This is a genomic window from Streptomyces sp. NPDC005820, assembly GCF_040630255.1.
Lineage (GTDB): Bacteria > Actinomycetota > Actinomycetes > Streptomycetales > Streptomycetaceae > Streptomyces.
The window spans coordinates 142,858-159,972 of the sequence record NZ_JBEXXE010000024.1 but is presented as its reverse complement, the minus strand read 5'-3'; the positions used below and the strand labels follow the sequence as shown (position 1 = coordinate 159,972).

The 17,115-nt window shown below is 70.5% G+C and carries 15 protein-coding genes; 4 read left to right on the top strand and 11 right to left on the bottom strand.

Annotated features, from left to right (window positions below):
• Positions 1-28: 28 nt before the first annotated feature.
• The 10 genes from ABZ464_RS28520 to ABZ464_RS28475 form a co-directional block, all read right to left on the bottom strand.
• The gene (locus ABZ464_RS28520) at positions 29-1,099 is read right to left on the bottom strand and encodes a sugar kinase (RefSeq protein ID WP_359281059.1); all 1,071 of its coding nucleotides are present in this window, start codon (positions 1,097-1,099) and stop codon (positions 29-31) included.
• Entirely contained in the window at positions 1,096-1,725 is a 630-nt protein-coding gene (gene eda / locus ABZ464_RS28515) for a bifunctional 4-hydroxy-2-oxoglutarate aldolase/2-dehydro-3-deoxy-phosphogluconate aldolase (protein WP_359281057.1), read from the bottom strand. The genes ABZ464_RS28520 and eda overlap by 4 nt, the downstream gene beginning before the upstream one ends.
• Positions 1,722-2,483, bottom strand: a complete 762-nt coding sequence (locus ABZ464_RS28510; protein WP_359281056.1) for an SDR family oxidoreductase — start codon at positions 2,481-2,483, stop codon at positions 1,722-1,724. Before ABZ464_RS28510 ends, eda begins: the two co-directional genes overlap by 4 nt.
• Positions 2,480-3,550 (bottom strand): alcohol dehydrogenase catalytic domain-containing protein, encoded by a 1,071-nt coding sequence (locus tag ABZ464_RS28505; protein ID WP_359281054.1) that lies wholly within the window; start codon positions 3,548-3,550, stop codon positions 2,480-2,482. Before ABZ464_RS28505 ends, ABZ464_RS28510 begins: the two co-directional genes overlap by 4 nt.
• A complete protein-coding gene (locus tag ABZ464_RS28500) occupies positions 3,547-3,984 on the bottom strand; it encodes an RbsD/FucU family protein (protein ID WP_359281051.1) in 438 nt (145 codons plus the stop codon). The genes ABZ464_RS28505 and ABZ464_RS28500 overlap by 4 nt, the downstream gene beginning before the upstream one ends.
• A complete protein-coding gene (locus ABZ464_RS28495) occupies positions 3,975-4,862 on the bottom strand; it encodes an amidohydrolase family protein (protein ID WP_359281048.1) in 888 nt (295 codons plus the stop codon). Before ABZ464_RS28495 ends, ABZ464_RS28500 begins: the two co-directional genes overlap by 10 nt.
• Positions 4,855-6,189: an enolase C-terminal domain-like protein gene (locus ABZ464_RS28490; RefSeq protein ID WP_359281046.1), complete on the bottom strand. Its 1,335-nt coding sequence runs from the start codon at positions 6,187-6,189 to the stop codon at positions 4,855-4,857. The genes ABZ464_RS28495 and ABZ464_RS28490 overlap by 8 nt, the downstream gene beginning before the upstream one ends.
• A gap of 94 nt (positions 6,190-6,283) precedes the next feature.
• Positions 6,284-7,327, bottom strand: coding sequence for an ABC transporter permease (locus tag ABZ464_RS28485; protein WP_359281044.1), 1,044 nt, complete (start codon positions 7,325-7,327; stop codon positions 6,284-6,286).
• Positions 7,320-8,882 carry a sugar ABC transporter ATP-binding protein gene (locus ABZ464_RS28480; RefSeq protein WP_359281041.1) on the bottom strand — a complete coding sequence of 521 codons (1,563 nt, stop codon included), beginning with the start codon at positions 8,880-8,882 and terminating at the stop codon, positions 7,320-7,322. The genes ABZ464_RS28485 and ABZ464_RS28480 overlap by 8 nt, the downstream gene beginning before the upstream one ends.
• 46 nt (positions 8,883-8,928) lie before the next feature.
• The gene (locus ABZ464_RS28475) at positions 8,929-9,993 is read right to left on the bottom strand and encodes a sugar ABC transporter substrate-binding protein (protein ID WP_359281040.1); all 1,065 of its coding nucleotides are present in this window, start codon (positions 9,991-9,993) and stop codon (positions 8,929-8,931) included.
• A gap of 420 nt (positions 9,994-10,413) precedes the next feature.
• Here ABZ464_RS28475 and ABZ464_RS28470 point away from each other — a divergent pair, with 420 nt between their 5' ends.
• Complete coding sequence (locus ABZ464_RS28470; RefSeq protein ID WP_359281038.1) at positions 10,414-12,645, top strand: alpha-L-fucosidase; 2,232 nt, start codon at positions 10,414-10,416, stop codon at positions 12,643-12,645.
• 122 nt (positions 12,646-12,767) lie between these two features.
• Here ABZ464_RS28470 and ABZ464_RS28465 read toward each other — a convergent pair whose 3' ends face one another.
• Positions 12,768-13,415: a TetR/AcrR family transcriptional regulator gene (locus tag ABZ464_RS28465; protein ID WP_359281036.1), complete on the bottom strand. Its 648-nt coding sequence runs from the start codon at positions 13,413-13,415 to the stop codon at positions 12,768-12,770.
• A gap of 224 nt (positions 13,416-13,639) precedes the next feature.
• Here ABZ464_RS28465 and ABZ464_RS28460 point away from each other — a divergent pair, with 224 nt between their 5' ends.
• From ABZ464_RS28460 to ABZ464_RS28450, 3 genes are all read left to right on the top strand, one after another.
• Entirely contained in the window at positions 13,640-14,494 is an 855-nt protein-coding gene (locus ABZ464_RS28460) for an MBL fold metallo-hydrolase (RefSeq protein WP_359281033.1), read from the top strand.
• A 68-nt stretch (positions 14,495-14,562) separates the two neighbouring features.
• The gene (locus ABZ464_RS28455; RefSeq protein ID WP_359281030.1) at positions 14,563-16,161 is read left to right on the top strand and encodes an MFS transporter; all 1,599 of its coding nucleotides are present in this window, start codon (positions 14,563-14,565) and stop codon (positions 16,159-16,161) included.
• Positions 16,158-17,111, top strand: coding sequence for a fumarylacetoacetate hydrolase family protein (locus ABZ464_RS28450; protein WP_359281028.1), 954 nt, complete (start codon positions 16,158-16,160; stop codon positions 17,109-17,111). The genes ABZ464_RS28455 and ABZ464_RS28450 overlap by 4 nt, the downstream gene beginning before the upstream one ends.
• Positions 17,112-17,115 lie beyond the last annotated feature (4 nt).

Genomic DNA, 17,115 nt, shown 5'->3' with positions numbered 1-17,115 from the left:
AATGGTCGTGCGGCCGTCCGTCGGCCGGTCACCGTGTGACCGCGGCCGATCCGCCGGCCATGAGCGCCTCGACCTCGGTGAGCGTCGCCATGGAGACGTCTCCGGGGGTGGTCATGGCGAGCGCGCCGTGAGCCGTCCCGTAGGCCAGGGCCCGTTCGAGACGGGCGGCTGTCAGCGGGTGACCGGGCCACGGGTCGTCGCCGTTCAGCAGGCCGTGGATCACTCCGGCGGCGAACGCGTCGCCGGAGCCGATGCGGTCCAGGACGTGCAGGCCGGGCATACGGGGGCCGGTGAGAAACCCGGTCCCGGGCGACCAGGCGGCCGAGGACCAGTCGTTGACCCCCGCCGAGGGCACCTCGCGCAGGGTCGTGGCCAGCACCGACGCGCCGGGAACCCGGCCCGCCGCCTCCGCGAGTGCGTCCGGGACCTCGTCGGCACGGACCCGCACGTCACCCGGGCGGGGGCCGACCAGGCCCAGGGCACCCATGACGACGTCGGCGTGCCGGCCCAGCCGCAGGTCGACCTCGCGGGCCGCGTCGGCGCCGCCCCGGTCGGCCCAGATGCTGGGGCGGTGGTTCGGGTCGTAGGACACGGTGACTCCGTGCCTGCGGGCGGCCGCCATCGCCTCGTCGGCGACATCGACGGTGGTCTCGGACAGCCCGGCGAAGATGCCTCCGGTGTGGAACCAGCGTGGGCCCGAGGCGAAGACCGCGTCCCAGTCGACCTCCCCTTTCCGTAGCTGGGACACAGCGGTGTGCGCGCGGTCGCTGACGCCGAGCGCGCCCCGGATGCCGTAGCCGCGCTCGACGAAGTTCAGCCCGTTGCGGGCGGTGCGACCGGTGCCGTCGGCGGGCACCCAGCGGATCAGCGAGGTGTCGACACCGCCCTGCAGGATCAGGTCCTCGACGAGCCGGCCGACCGCGTTGTCGGCGAGGGCCGTCACGACGGCCGTACGAAGTCCGAAGCATCGGCGCAGGCCGCGTACGACGTTGTACTCGCCGCCGCCTTCCCAGACCTGGAACGAGCGGGCGGTGCGGATCCGCCCCTCGCCCGGATCGAAGCGCAGCATCACCTCGCCCAGGGCCACCACGTCGATCACGGCGTGCTCCTCTCCACGGCCTCGGCGGTGAGACGACCGATCTCTGCGTAGTCACCGCGCTCCAGGTGGGCGGCGGTGGCCATCCACGTGCCGCCGACCGCGAGAACCGCGGGCTCGGCGAGGTAGTCGACCAGGCGGTCGGCGCCGATGCCGCCGGTCGGCACGAATCGCGCCTGCGGGAAGGGGGCGGAGAGTGCCCGGAGCATCCCCGGCCCGCCCAGGGGCTCGGCGGGAAACAGCTTCACGGTGCCGAGACCGGCCCGCAGGGCCCGCATCAACTCGGTCGCCGTGGCAACGCCCGGTACGACCGGCACGTCCAGATCCCGGCATTTCGCCACGACGTCCTCGTCGAAGCCGGGTGAGACGACGAAGCGGGCGCCGGCCGCCACGGCACGCTCCGCCTGCTCGGCGGTGAGGACGGTACCGGCGCCGACGGTGAGCCCGCCGTGCGCGGCCATCGTCCTGAGTGCCCGCTCGGCGCCCGGGGTACGGAGGGTGACCTCGGCGCACCGGGCGCCGCCCGCCGCGAGCGCGTCGGCCAGCGGCCCGGCGCTCGCGGCGGACGGGACGGTCAGCACCGGCATGATCCGGGCCCCGGAGAGCACGGCGGCCAGGTCGGCGGTCATCGGCCCAGCCACCCGCCGTCGACGGGCAGTACGACGCCGTGGACGTAGGCGGCGGCATCCGAGGCCAGGAACACGGTGGCGCCCGCCAGATCCTCCGCGTGGCCCCACCGCCCGGCCGGAATCCGGTCCATGATGGCCCGGCTGCGCACCGGATCGTCCTGCAGGGCCCGGGTGTTGTCGGTGGCGATGTAGCCCGGGGCGATGGCGTTGACGTTGACGCCGTGCGGGGCCCATTCGTTGGCGAGCGCCTTGGTCAGACCGGCGATGCCGTGCTTGGCGGCGGTGTAGCCGGGGACGGTGATGCCGCCCTGGAAGCTGAGCAGCGACGCCGTGAAGATGATCTTTCCGTGGCCTCGGGCCACCATCGCGGCGCCGACGGCCCGGGTCAGTGCGAACTGGGCGTTGAGGTTGACCTGGAGGACCAACTCCCAGTCGGAGAGCGGGTGTTCGGCGGCCGGGGCGCGGCGGATCGTGCCCGCGTTGTTGACCAGGATGTCCACCGGCCGCTCTCGCCCGGCGAGGTTCGCACCCAGAGCGCGTACGGCGTCGGAGTCGGCGAAGTCGGCGCGGATCGCCTCGAACGTACGGCCCGCGGCGACGACGTCCTTCTCGACCTCGCTGCCGGACTCCTCCAGCGAGGCGCTGACGCCGATGACGTCCGCGCCGGCCTGGGCGAGGGCGCCGGCCATGGCCCGGCCGATGCCGCGCCGGGCGCCGGTCACGACGGCGAGCTTCCCGGTGAGATCGAACGAGGTCATACGGCGGCTCCCGGAGCGTCGTCGGTGCAGTCGGTGCAGTCGGTGCAGTCGGTGCAGTCGAGGAGGATCTTCATCACGTCGCCGCCGCCCTCCAAGGCATCGAAGGCGGCGGGTGCCTCGGTGAGCGGCACGACCTTGCTGATGAGCCGCTCGGCCGGAACGGTGCCGTCGGCGACGAGCGCCACGGCCTTCTCGAAGTCGGAGCGGTCGTACAACCGGGCGCCGACCAGGGTGAGCTCGCGCCAGAAGAAGCGGTGCAGGTCGACCTCGCGGGGGCGGGGGTGGATGGCCACCAGACACAGGCGGCCCCGCACGCCCAGCACGTCGACCGCGGTGTCCACCCCGCCCGCCGCGCCGGAGACCTCGAAGGCGACGTCCGCGCCGGCGTCACCGGTCCACCGCCGGACCAGTTCCGGTACGTCGACGGCGGCCGGGTCCCAGGCGGTCAGCCCCATGGCCTCTGCGAGCAGTCGCCGGTGGGCGCTCGGCTCGACCACCCGGACCTCGGCCCCCGTGGCCCGTGCGACCAGCGCGATGAGTACGCCGACGGGTCCGCCGCCGACCACGACGACCCGCTCACCGCCGCGCACGCCGGCCCGGCCGACGTCGTGGACGGCGACCGCGGTGGGTTCGACGAGCGCGGCCCGGTCCAGCGGAAGCGTCCCGGGAAGCCGGACGAGCGTGGCGGCGGGCACGGTCCAGCGTTGCTGCATCGCGCCGGGGGAGTCGATGCCGATGAAGTCGAGGTGCTGGCAGATGTGCTGGTGACCGGCGCGGCAGGCGGGGCAGGTGTCGTCCCAGCGCAGCGGCATCACGGTCACCGCGTCACCGGGCCGCCAGCCCTCCACGTCCGGGCCGACGCGTACCACGCGACCGGACATCTCGTGGCCGAGGACGGCGGGCGTGTGCACCCGGGCGTCCATGTCGCCGTGGAAGATGTGCAGGTCGGTGCCGCAGATGCCGACGTAGGCCGGGGCCAGTTCCACCTCGCCCGGACCGGGTGGCGCGCTGGGTGTGGAGGTCGTGTCGAGGGTGCGGGCGGATGTGTAACGGACGGCGAGTGTCATCGCGGGGTCAGGGTCCCTTCAGCGCGGACGCCGATGGTCAGCAGCAGGTTGGCGTAGGTACGGGTGTCGGCGGTGACGATGGCGAGGGCCAGGTCGGGGGAGCGGGCGGCGTCGTAGAACTCGAACCGGCCGAGGGTGTCGACGGGGACGGGCGCGAGCATCGAGCGGTACTCGGCGATGGCGGCCGGCTCGGGTTCGCCCTCGGGCGGCACCATGACCTGGGCCGACTCGACCGGCAGGGCACGCAACAGGACGTCGAGCACGGTGGTGACGTCCAGCAGGCCGGGTGCCAGGTTGAGGTGCACGGTCCGGGCGCGCTCGCCGGTGGCCGTGCTCGCGGGGTAGTGCCCGTCGGCGAGCAGGACGCGGGCGCCGTGGCCGGCGCCGGCCAGTGCTTCCAGGATGCCGGGGTGCAGGAGCTCGGTCAGGAGCACGGCGTTCCCTCCTCCAGGTGGTAGAAGTCGGTGGCGGTGCCGGCGAGGACCGCGGCGGTCTCGTCGGCGGAGCAGCCGTGCAGGAGTTCCTCCACGGCCGCGGCCCAGCGGTTCCAGCCGCCGGCGAGGACGCAGACCGGCCAGTCGGAGCCGAACATCAGCCGGTCGGGGCCGAAGGCCGTGAGCAGGACGTCCCACACCGGCCGGATGTCGTCGACCGTCCATTTCTCGTGGTCGGCCTCGGTGACCAGACCGGACACCTTGCACCGCACCTGCGGGCACCCGGCGAGCGTGCGGACGCTCCGTTCCCAGCCGGCCAGGTCCCGGCGGGCGACGGGCGGCTTGCCCGCGTGGTCCAGGACGAGCGGGAGCCCGGGAAAGCGCTGTGCCAGACGGACGGCCTGCGGGAACTGGTGGGCGCGGATGAGCAGGTCGTAGCCGAGCCCGAGTTCCTGGACCGCCCGCAACCCCCGTTCGACGTCCGGTCGCTGCAGCCAGTACGGGTCCGACTCGTCCTGGACGATGTGGCGCACGGCCCGCAGGTACCGGCCACCGGGACCGGACCGCAGTTCGTCGAGTACGTCCCCGATCGCGGGAGAGGTGAGATCCGCCCAGCCGACCACCGCGCCGATCATCGGATCGCCGTCGGCCAGAGTCAGCAGCTCGCGCGTCTCGGGCACGGAGGTCACGCACTGCACCACGACCGTGCTCGCCAGCCGCCGTCCGGCGACGACACGGGTGGCGGCCGTCCGCAGGTCGTCCGGGCCGAACGTGCGGCGGATGGGCTCGTGGCCGGGTTCGTCCAGCCAGGGCTGGGGGCGGTGCTCGAGGTTCCACACGTGGTGGTGGGAATCCACGAGTCCGACGGCGTCACCCACGGGCGGACCAGACGGGGCCGTCGGGGTAGGCGTACTCCTTGAGGGAGTCCGGGTGCATCTGGGCGCTCAGGCCCGGCAGGGTGGGCGCGAGGTAGTGGCCGTCCACGACGCGGACCGGGTCGACGAAGTGTTCGTGCAGGTGGTCGACGTACTCGATGACCCGGTCGTCGGTGGTCCCGGAGACGGCGACGTAGTCGAACATCGACAGGTGCTGCACCATCTCGCACAGGCCGACACCGCCGGCGTGCGGGCAGACCGGGGCGCCGAACTTGGCGGCGAGCAGCAGGATCGCGATGTTCTCGTTGACGCCGCCGACCCGTGCGGAGTCGATCTGGACGATGTCCACCGCGCCGGCCTGGAGGAGCTGCTTGAAGACGACCCGGTTGGCGATGTGCTCTCCGGTGGCGACCTTGATGGGGCTCACGGCCTTGCGGACGGCGGCGTGGCCGAGGATGTCGTCGGGGGAGGTGGGCTCCTCGATCCAGTACGGGTCGTAGGGTGCGAGGGCCTGCATCCAGTCGATCGCGGGCTGGACGTCCCATCTCTGGTTGGCGTCGACGGCGATGCGGATGACGTCGCCGACGGTCTCGCGGGCGACGCGCATGCGCCGTACGTCGTCCTCCAGTGAGGCGCCGACCTTCAGCTTGATCTGGGTGAACCCGTCCGCGACGGCCTCTCGTGCCAGGCGGGCCAGCTTCTCGTCGGAGTAGCCGAGCCAGCCGGGGGTGGTGGTGTAGGCGGGGTAACCCTGGTCGAGCAGTCGGCCGATGCGCTGCTCGCGGCCCGGCTCGGCTCGGCGCAGGATCTCCAGCGCCTCCTCGGGCGTGAGCGCGTCGGACAGCCAGCGGAAGTCGACCTGCGCGACCAGCTCCTCCGGGGACATCTCGCCGAGGAACCGCCAGACGGGCTTGCCGGCCCGCTTGGCGGCCAGGTCCCAGGCCGCGTTGACGACCGCGCCGGTGGCCATGTGGATGGCGCCCTTCTCCGGTCCCAGCCAGCGCAGCTGGGGGTCGTGGACGAGGGAGCGGGAGAACGCCCCGAGGTCACCGCAGACCTCCTCGACCGACAGGCCGACCACGTACGGGGCGAGCGTCGCGATGGCGGCGGCCTGCGCGTCGTTGCCCCGACCGGTGGTGAAGGCCAGGGCATGGCCCTCGAGCCCGTCGCCGGCGTCGGTGCGCAGGACCACGTAGGCGGCCGAGTAGTCGGGTTCGGGGTTCATCGCGTCCGAGCCGTCCAGGTGCTCGGAGGTGGGGAAGCGCACGTCCAGCACATCGAGAGCGGTGATGCGGGCGGATGCCGGGGGAGCGGGCGGGGCGGATGACATGGCGGCAACTCCTGTGAAGTCAGGGGCGACAGGGCCCCTTGCGACGAGATGTGGGTGCGACGGAGGGGGCGGGCGGCCTGGCGGGCCGCCCGGATCACTCCTGGACCTCGCCGCCGGTGATGCGGGAGATCATGAGGGCGACGAGGATGATCAGGCCGTTGAGGGCGCCGATCCACTGGGCGGGGACGCCGCCGAGGGTGAGCACGTTCTGGATCATGAAGAGCAGCAGGATGCCGCTGAAGGCCCCGAACATGGTGCCCTTGCCGCCGTTGAGACTGATCCCGCCGATGACGGCGGCTGCCATGACCGTGAAGATGTAGCCGTTGCCCTGCGCGGAGGCGACGGAGGCCAGCCGCCCGGACAGCAGGAGCCCCGCGAGGGCGGCCAGGACACTGCCGGTGACGATGACGATCCACAGCACCCGGTCGGTGCGGACGCCGGCCGCCTTCGCCGCGTCGACGTTGCCGCCGATGGCGTACAGCGAACGGCCGAAGCCGGTCCAGCCGAGCACGACGATCGCGACGGCGAACAGCACCAGGCAGATCCAGATGGAGGCCGGCATCCCGAACCATTGCGCGGTGCCCAGATACAGCATCGACTGCGGCAGCTGGAAGAAGGTCTGGCCACCGGAGATGCCCGTGAGGACGCCCCGCAGGACGATCAGCATGCCGAGGGTGACGATGAAGCCGTTCAGGCCGAAGCGGATGATCAGCAGGGAGTTGATCACGCCGACGAGGGCGCCGACGGCGAGCGTGACCGGGATGGCCCAGGCGCCCGGCAGCAGCCCGAGGCCGTGTCCGGCGCCGGCCGGGACCACGAGCCAGGCCGCGACGCCGGGGGCCAGGCCCATGGTGGACTCCAGGGAGAGGTCCATCTTCTTGACGATCAGGATCATCGTCTGGGCCAGGACCAGCAGGGCGATCTCGGACATGGTCTGCAGGACGTTGATGAGGTTGTCCGCCTGCAGGAAGACCGGGTTGACGATCTGTCCGACGATGGCGATGACCACGATCGCGGGGACGAGCGCCAGGTCCCGCAGTCGGGCCGGCGGGATGCGGCCGCCGAACAGCCCGTTCCGTCCTGCGCCGGGCTCGGCGGCCTTGGGCGGGGGTGTGTCGGTGAGGACGGTGTCAGGCATGGAGGTCCACTCCTTCCATCGCGGCCACGAGGTCGTGGTCGTGCCAGCCGCGGGTCATCTCGGTCGTCACTCGGCCCTGGAACATCACCAGGACCCGGTCGCACATGCGCAGGTCGTCGAGTTCGTCGGAGGCGATGAGCACTCCGGTGCCGGTGCCCGCGGTCTCCTCGACCTTGCCGAGGAGGAACTCCTTGGAGCGCACGTCCACGCCCGCGGTGGGGTTGATCAGGACCAGCAGCCGGGGATCGTCGGCCAGGGCGCGCGCCATGACGACCTTCTGCTGGTTGCCTCCGGACAGCGCGGAGACGGGCAGCTCCGGTCCGGGAGTCTTGATCGCCAGGTTCTCGATCATGCCCTCGGCGAGCCGGTCCCGGGTCCGACCGCTGAGGAAACCCTTCCGGCCGAGCCGGTGGGGTACGGACAGGGTGGCGTTGTCCGCGATGGACATGTCGGGCACGAAGCCCTGGTGGTGGCGGTCCTGAGGGACGAACCCGGCGCCGGCGGCGAGCGCGGCGGGCACACTGCCGGGCCGCGGCCGCCTCCCGGCGATCTCCACGTCTCCGGATCCGGCCGGGCGCAGGCCTACGACGGTCTCGGCGACCTCCGTGCGGCCGCTGCCGGCGGCCCCCGCGAGGCCGACGATCTCCCCGGCGCCGACCTGGAAGGTGACGTCCTGGTAGGTGTCGCCGGTGAGGTCCCGCACGCTGAGTGCGGCTGAGGCGTGCGGGTCGAGGGTGGTGGTGCGTTCCTCGCGCCGGTCGGCCGCCGCCTCGCCGGTCATGGCGGCGACGAGCTCGGTACGGGGAAGGTCCGCGACCGGCGCGGTCAGGATGTGCCGGGCGTCCCGGAACACCGTCACCATGTCGCAGATCTCGTAGATCTCCTGGAGGTGGTGACTGATGAACAGGAAGGTCACGCCCTGGCGTTGCAGGTCGCGGATCCGGTCGAAGAGCCGGTTGATGGCCGCGCCGTCGAGCTGGGCGGTCGGCTCGTCGAGGATGATGAACCGGGCGCCGAAGGACAGCGCTCGGGCGATCTCGACGAACTGCCGTTGTTCGACGTTGAGTTCGCCGGCCGGGGTCTGCGGATCCACGTCGACGGACCAGGCCGCCAGCAGCTCCTGCGCCCGGCTGCGGACCCCCTGCCAGCTGATCAGCCGACTCCGCCCGTGGTCGTGCCGGTTGAGGAAGAGGTTCTCGGCGACGGTCAGGGTCGGGATGATCGTCGACTTCTGGTAGACGCAGGCGACGCGCTGCCGCCACGCGTCGCGGTCCGTGAGCCGGGGGGCCGGTGCGCCGCCGAAAGTGACCGTTCCCTCGTCGGGGGCCTGCAGTCCGGTGAGGACGGAGACCAGGGTCGACTTGCCTGCTCCGTTGCGGCCGACGAGCGCGTGGGTCTCGCCGGGCCTGATGGTGATCCGGGCGCCGTTCAGGGCGACCGTCGGACCGAATCGTTTGACAATGCCCGTCGCCTCGACGACGGGCGGGTCCGCCGGGACCCGTCCGCCGTCCACCGGGGCGGGCGCGGGGGTGACTGCTCGTTCCCCGTCGCTCATCTCAACCGCCTTGTGTTCGTGAGCCGTTGCGTGTTCCGGCGGACCGTCAGCCGAGGTTGTTGCCCCACAGGGACTTGTCGTCGCTCCTGAGGCTGGGTACGCCGCCGTAGGTGCCGCCGTCGGCGGTGACCAGCGGGGCGGCGAGCTGGTCCTCCAGCAGGCCCTCGCGCACCTGCACGATGGTGCTGTCGTGGTCGGTCCTGCCGGGCTTGAACGTCTTCCCGTCGATCGCGGCCTTGAGGTAGTACAGGGCGTACTTGGCGTAGAGGTCGGCCGGCTGGGAGACCGTGGCGTCGATCTTGCCGTCGGCGATGGACTTCAGCTCCTCGGGGATGCCGTCGTTGGAGACCACGAACACGTGCTTCTTGTCCGACGGGTCGACCAGCAGACCCTTCTGCTTGAGGACCTGGAGGGTTCCGGACAGGGCGAAGCTGGACTGCATGTAGACGCCCTTGATGTCCGGGTTGGCGGTCAGGTCCGTCTGGAGCTTCTGCGCGGCGACGGCGCCGTCCCAGTTGGTGGCCTCACCGAACACCTTGATGTCCGGGTAGTTCTTCTTCATGCAGTCGTTGAAGGCCTCGGTGCGGTCACGGCCGTTGATGGAGTCCAGGCCGCCCTCCAGCATCACGACCTTGCCCTTGCCGCCGAGCTTGGTGCCGAGGTACTGACACGCCTTCTCGCCGTACGCGCGGTTGTCGGCCCGCACCACCATGAAGACCTTGCCGCTGTCCGGGCGGGTGTCCACGGTGACGACCGGGATCTTCTTCGCCTCCAGCTGCGCCAGCGTCGGCGCGATGGCGGCGGTGTCCTGCGGGGCCATGGCGAGACCCTTCACGCCCTGGCTGATGAACGTCTGCGCGTTGGCGGTGAGCTTGGCGACGTCGTTCTGCGAGTTGGTGGTCTTGAGGGAGAGGCCGAGCTCCTTGGCGTACTCGGGCGTGTACTTGATGTACGAGTTCCAGAAGTCGGTGTCGGAGCGCGGGTAGTCCACGCCGACCAGCGGCTTGTCGCTCGACGACGCCGAGGTGCTGGAGCCGCCGCCGCACGCGCTCAGCAGCGCCAGTGCGGAGAGGGCGGAGGCGGTGGAACAGAGGGCGGTTCTGAGTCTCATCGGTACTTCCTCGCGCTGGTCCCGTAGCGGGAGACGTTTCGCCGCGGCGACATCTGCGTGCCACCGCCTCGAAGAGATGGGATGTATATATAGGCGAGGTCTGACGCTGCTGTCCAGCCCTTGTGGGTATTGGGATCGAATGGCCAGTTCAGCCCCCTATCGAGACATGCGTCGAGATGGCCTGCGCATCGGATCCATCCCATCAATCAACTGGGTGGCGCAGCGGGAGCGGGCCATGTGGCTCCCCGCAGACATGGCATGTCTGGGTGATTTCAATACGCAGAAAAGGTGCTAAAAGCGGCAAAATTTCTGCCTGTTGGGCACTTTCATCCCTGTACACCCGTTGACATCTCCGGGTTGCATGGTCGACCTTCGTGCGTATCCCGCATTCCCCCTCCCCTTCCGCAGCAGGGATGTGCCATGTCGAGTTCGATCAACAGACGTCAGCTCCTGGCCGGTGCCACCTGTGTGGCCGCCGTGGCCGTCGCCGGAGGAGTGTTCGGCGCGGGCGGCGCCCAGGCCGCGCCCAGCACCTACACGCCCGACTGGAACTCGGTCGACCGGCACCCGCCGGCCCCGGAGTGGTTCCAGGACGCCAAGTTCGGCATCTACTTCCACTGGGGCGTCTTCAGCGTTCCGGCGTACGACAGCGAGTGGTACCCGCGCAACATGTACCAGGGCGGCAGCAGCGCCAACACACACCATGTGGCGACCTACGGTCAGCCCTCGGTCTGGCCGTACCACAACTTCATCAACGGGGCGCAGGACCTCGCGGGCAACACCGTCGTATTCGCCCCGAAGCTGAAGTCGGCGGGCGGGAACTTCGACCCCGACGAGTGGGTGCAGCTCTTCGTCGACGCCGGCGCCAAGTTCGCAGGTCCCGTCGCCGAGCACCACGACGGCTTCTCCATGTGGGACAGCCAGGTCAACGAGTGGAACTCGGTCGACAAGGGGCCGGGACTGAACCTGCTGGAGCTCTTCACCACGGCCATCCGCGCCAAGAACCTCAAGCTGCTCGTGGCCATGCACCACGCGTACAACTACAACGGCTACTACCAGTACGCCCCCGCGCAGACCGACCCCAGCCTCAAGAAGCTCTACGGCCAGCTCGGCGCGACGGCGGAGAACCAGCTCTGGTACGACAAGCTCAAGGAGGTCATCGACCGGGCCCGGCCCGACATCCTGTGGCAGGACTTCAAGCTGGACGCCGTCGACGAGACACAGCGCCTGAACTTCCTGTCGTACTACTACAACCAGGCCAACAGCTGGGGCAAAGAGGTCGTCGCCACCTACAAGGACGGCATGAACTCCAGTGGGGAGGTCTTCGACTACGAGCGCGGCGGCCCAGCCGACCTCACCTCGCCGTACTGGCTCACCGACGACAGCATCTCCAGCAGCAGTTGGTGCTACACCCAGGGCATCGGCTACTACACCGTCCCGCAGATGCTGCACTCGTTCCTCGACCGGATCAGCAAGAACGGCAGCATGCTGCTCAACATCGCGCCGATGGCCGACGGCACCATCCCCCAAGCGCAGAAGGACATCCTGCTCGGCATCGGCGACCACCTGAAGCGCTTCGGCGAGTCGGTGTACGCCACCCGAGCCTGGACCACATACGGCGAGGGACCGACGAAGATGGGCGGCGGCGCGTTCACCAAGCCGACGGCCGGCACCGCGCAGGACATCCGCTTCACCCGCAACAAGGCGAACAACGTTCTGTACGCCACCGTCCTGGGCTGGCCGGGCAGCTCGGTGACGATCAAGACCCTCGGCTCCAACCGGATCGACCTCTCGACGCTGACCTCGGTGAAACTGCTCGACTCCACCGCCGGCACCTACATCGGCCTGGCGACGCCGACCCAGACCTCAACCGGTCTCACGGTGGCTCTGCCGTCCTCGGCGCCGTTCAGCGCCAACGCGTACGTTCTGAAGCTCACCTTCTCCGGAGACATCCCCGCTCAGCGGCCGCTGTCCGGCGCCGTCGGCTTCAGGGACGTCGACTACGCCGGCACCGGTGCCGTGCTCGCCCTCGGTGACCACACCGCGAGCGCCCTGACCTCGGCGGGACTCGGTCCGCTCACCCTTTCCTCCCTCCGGCTGGCTGCGGGCTGTCAGGTGATCGGCTACTCCGGCGACAACTTCAGCGGCACCTCCTGGACCTTCACCGCCGACAACCCCGACCTTCGGATCACCGGCAACAACGACGCGATCACATCGCTGAAGGTGCAGTTCAACCCGTCGACGTACTTCAGGATCACGAACGTCACGGACGGCCTGGCCCTGGACAGCGGCGGCAACGTCGCCTCCGGGTCCAACCTCAAGCAGTGGACCTGGGACGGCAGCCCCAACCTCCAGTGGCAGGCCGTCGAGGTCGGCGGCGGCTACTACAAGCTGGTCAATCGGACCAACGGCATGGTCGCCGACGGCTGGGGCGCCACCACCAACGGCTCCGCCGCCCGCCAGGCCGCCTGGAACGGAGGCAGCAACCAGCAGTGGACGATCACCCACCGGGGCGACGGCCGCTGTTCGATCGCCAACCGCACCACCGGCCTGGTCCTCGACGGGGGCGGCAACGTCGCCTCGGGCTCGGTCACCAAGCAGTGGACCTACGGCAGCAGCACCAACCTGCTGTGGACCTTCAGCGCCCTGTGACGATCTTCGCATCCGCTGACTGACACCGCACGCTGCCCCGTGCCTCCCGATAGCCGAACTCGACTACGCACCCGTGTCCCGAGCCCCCCGAGATCGCCAGGCGACGCGTCGTCGTCGTGCGGTCAGGACTCGCCCCGGTCCGCACGGTCGGCCAGGAGTCCGCGCAGGATGACGTCGAGTGCGGCGCGGAGACGCTGGTGGAGGTCGAAGGGGGCTGGTTCCTCGCGGATCCAGCGCAGGATCGTCGAGAAGTAGCAGGCCGCCAGGAGCGCTCCGGCCTGGTCGCTGTCGACGCCGGCCCGGATCTCCCCGCGTAGGCGCCCCTCTTCGACGATCCGGGCGAGCTCGATCTCCAGGGAGGGGTCCTGGAGCAGGCGGCCGTAGCGCGCCGAGGCGTCCATCAGAACGGTGGTCTCGGTGCGGGAGGCGGCGTTGAGGTCGGCCATCTCCTTCAGGTAACGCTGCAGTCGGTCGTCGACCGGCAGGTCCTCGGCGTGCTGCGCGCCGAGGATCTCGGCGACGCGAGCCCGGCGGCGGACGCCCCATTCCTCGAGGAAGCCGACCTTCTGCGCATAGTGGTTGAAGACGGTGGCCCGCGCGACGTCGGCGGCCTCGGCGATCTGGTCCATGGTGGTCGCCTCGAACCCATCGGCGACGAAGAGGCCGACAGCCGTGTCGTACAGCTGGTCGTACAGCTTGCGGCGCTTGCGCTCCTGGCGCCCGACCGTCGCACCGCCCTCGTCCGCGGCCGCCACAGACCTGATGTTCATGAGCCCCAGTAGAGCACAGGTCCACATTGCTCTTGACCTCTCCCCGGCATATCTCTAGATTCCTCGCTACTGATGGACTCCAGTCCAGCAGTGGACGTGAGTGTCTCGGTGTTGGCCGTGAAACGGGACGAGGAGCTGCCATGTTTTCCGTGACTTCCCGCACGGGCCGGATCGCGTTGGGCGGTGGCTGTCACGCCTGGATCGCACAGACCGGTGGATGGGGGATGAGCAATGCCGGGCTGATCACGGGCCGGGGCGAGTCACTGCTGGTCGACACCCTCTACGACCTGCGGCTGACCAGGGTCATGCTGGACGCGTTGGCACCGGTCACGGCCACCGCGCCGATCTCCACGGTGGTCAACACGCACGGCAACGGCGACCACTGGTTCGGCAACCAGCTCGTGGCCCATGCCGAGATCGTCGCGGCGCGCGGATCGGTGGCGGACATGCGGCTGGTGGGCCCCGCCGAGATGCGGGCGCTGACCGGTGCGGACAGCCCCACCGGACGTTTCGCCCGGCGGATCTTCGGCCGTTTCGACCACTCCGGTATCGACCCGGTCCTGCCGAGCCGGGTCTTCGACGGTGAGACGGTCCTGGACGTCGGCGGTACGGAGGTCCGCCTCCTCGACGTGGGGCCCGCGCACAGTGCCGGGGACACGATCGTCCACGTGCCGCGGGCCGGGACCGTCTACACCGGCGACATCGTGTTCGCCCGGGCCACGCCGATCGTCTGGCACGGTCCTTTCGCCCGCTGGCTCGCCGCCTGTGACCTGCTGCTGGGCCTCGACGCCGACATCGTCGTGCCCGGCCACGGCCCGGTCACCTCCCGGCGGGCGGTCCGCGAGGTCCGTGACTATCTCGAGTTCGTCCATGAGCAGGCCACCGCCCGCTTCACCGCGGGCATGCCGGTCATGGACGCGGCGCGTGACATCCGTCTGGGCCGCTTCGCGGATCTGGACGAGAGCGAGCGCCTCGCCGTCAACGTCCACACCGTCTACCGGGAGCTCGATCCCGCGCTGCCGCCACTCGACGGCCCCGGCCTGTTCGGCTGCATGGCCGAGCTGTGCACCGGCGCCTGACGGTCCCACCAAGTCGGCAAGTCCCCAGTTCCCGGTATGTGCTTCCACCTGTCTTCAAAGGAGAAGTCATGGTCGCCACCCCTGCCTACGATCCACCGACCACCGCGTCCGGCTCCGCCCTCGCCACTCCGGCGCGGCACACCGGAACGATCATCGCCGGCTGTCTCGCGGTCTGCCTGGCGCAGATCGGTCTGGTTCTGCCGGCCGCGATCAACGGCGTCATGCAGCGCTCCCTCCAGGCGTCCGGATCCGAACTGACCTGGATCAGCGACGCGTTCCTGGTGCCCGCCGCAGTGCTCGCCCTGACCTTCGGTGTCGTGGGCGATCTGTACGGCCGTAAGAGACTGGTCGTGGGCGCGGCGCTGCTGGCTTCGATCGGCTATCTGGTCTCCGCGACGTCCGGCTCCGCGGCGCAGCTGATCACCGGTCAGGCGATCTCCGGCATCGGAGCCGCCGCGCTCTTCCCGGCCTCCCTGACGATGATCACCGCCGTCACGGCCACACCGTCCGAGCGGGCCAGGGGACTGGCCTCCTGGACCACGGCACTGTCCCTCGGCGCCCTCGTCGCCCCGCTGATGTCCGGCGGCATCGTCGAGCATGCCTCCTTCCGGTGGGCCTTCGGCGTGACCGGCGTGATCGCCGTCGGCACCGCCGTCGCGGCCTGGCTCCTGGCGGCCGAGTCCACCGCTCCGGAGGGCCGATCGCTGGACTGGCCCGGCCAGATCACCATCGCCCTGGCCCTGCTCAGCCTGCTGTACGGCATCATCCAGGGCCCCTCCGACGGCTGGGGCTCAGCGCCCGTCGTGCTGTCCTTCGTCGCCTTCGTCGTGTTCCTCGCCGCGTTCATCGCGGTGGAGAACCGCAGCACCGCCCCGATGCTGCGACTGGAGCTCTTCCGCATCCCGGCCTTCGCCGCCTCGGCCGCGATGGCGGTGATCGGTATGTTCGGCTTCCTCGGCGGCGCGTACGACCTGAGCATCCGCCTGGGAGTCATCCAGCACCAGAGCCCCTTCCAGGCCGCGGTCCCGTTCGTGATCATCCAGGGCATCACCCCGTTCATCTGGCCCCTGCTCGTCCGTCTGCTGCACCGCGTCGGCCCCGGCCCCATGCTCGTCACCGGTTTCGTCGCGCTGGCCACCGCCCAGCTGTGGCTGCGGGCCGTGCCGGTCCAGGAGACCGGCCTGGTCCCCCTGCTGGGGCCGCTCGTCCTCAACGGCGTGGGCTTCGGCCTGGTCGTCGCCGCCCTCACCGCCGCCGCCGTCAATGTCGTACCGCCCGGCCTGACGGGCATGGCCGGCGCCACCACCAGCCTGGTCCGCGACCTCGGCCAGACGCTCGGCCCGGCTGTCGTCGGCGCCGTGGCCCTCGGCATGGCCGCGAGCCGGCTCACCGGCAGCCTCGCCGACGCCGGACTCACGCCCAAGGAACACGGCATCGCCACCGCCGTTCTGGACGCGGGCGGCCCGCTGGCGCTGCACACCGCCGAGCTCGGCCCGCTCGGCGCCAAGCTCGCGCCGTACACCTCCAACGCCCTGGCCCACGGCTACAACAACGGCCTGCTGCTCACCGCCGCTGCCTGCGTGGCCGCCGCCGTGATCGCCGCCGTCTTCGTCGGCTTCCGGCCCGACGCCACCCGGCCGGCCGAGGCACAGGAGAGCGTGGCGTGAAGTTCGCGAGCGTCGTCCACGACGGAAAATGGCAGTCCGGAGTCGCCGCCGGCGACCGGTTCCACGCCTTCCAACACCCCGTCGGCCTGCTCGATCTCATCGTGGAAGGGGAGGAGTCGCTGCGCGCGGAGGGAGAACACGCGCTGGCCGGCTCCCGGCCCGTACCCCTGGCTGACGTTCGGCTGCTGCCGCCGCTGGAGCCGCCGACCGTCCGTGACTACATGACCTTCGAGAGCCATGTCGCGGGTGTCGCGCAGGGATACGGCGACGCGGTCCCGGAGGAGTGGTACGCCGCGCCCGCGTTCTACTTCACCAACCCGTACGCGATGATCGGTGCCCACGACGACGTGCCCGTGCCGCCCGGCTGCCGTCGCTTCGACTTCGAACTCGAGGTGGCCGCCGTCATCGGCAAGGCGGGCCGGGACCTCACCCCCGAGCAGGCGCGCGAGCACATCATCGGTTACATGATCCTCAACGACTGGTCCGCCCGCGACCTGCAGGGCCGTGAGATGAAGGTCAAACTCGGCCCGGCCAAGGGCAAGGACACCGCCACCACCCTCGGTCCCTGGCTGGTCACCGCCGACGAACTCGAACCCCACCGCGACGCCGAGGGTTTCCTCGACCTCGCTCTGACCGCGTACGTCAACGGTGAGAGGGTGGGGCAGGACCGGCTGTCCAACATGGCCTGGACGTTCGAGGAGATGGCGGCCTACGCCTCCCGCGGCACCTGGATCCGACCGGGTGACGTTCTGGGCTCGGGCACCTGCGGCAACGGAGGCTGTCTCGCCGAACTCTGGGGCCGCAACCGGGTTTTCGAACCGCCACCCCTCGTCCTCGGCGACACCGTCACCATGACGGTCGAAGGGATCGGCGCCGTCAGCAACACCGTCACCGAGGGCGCCCCACCGGTGTCCCTGCCCCGTGCCCGGAACAGGCGGTGCAATCCGTGACCGG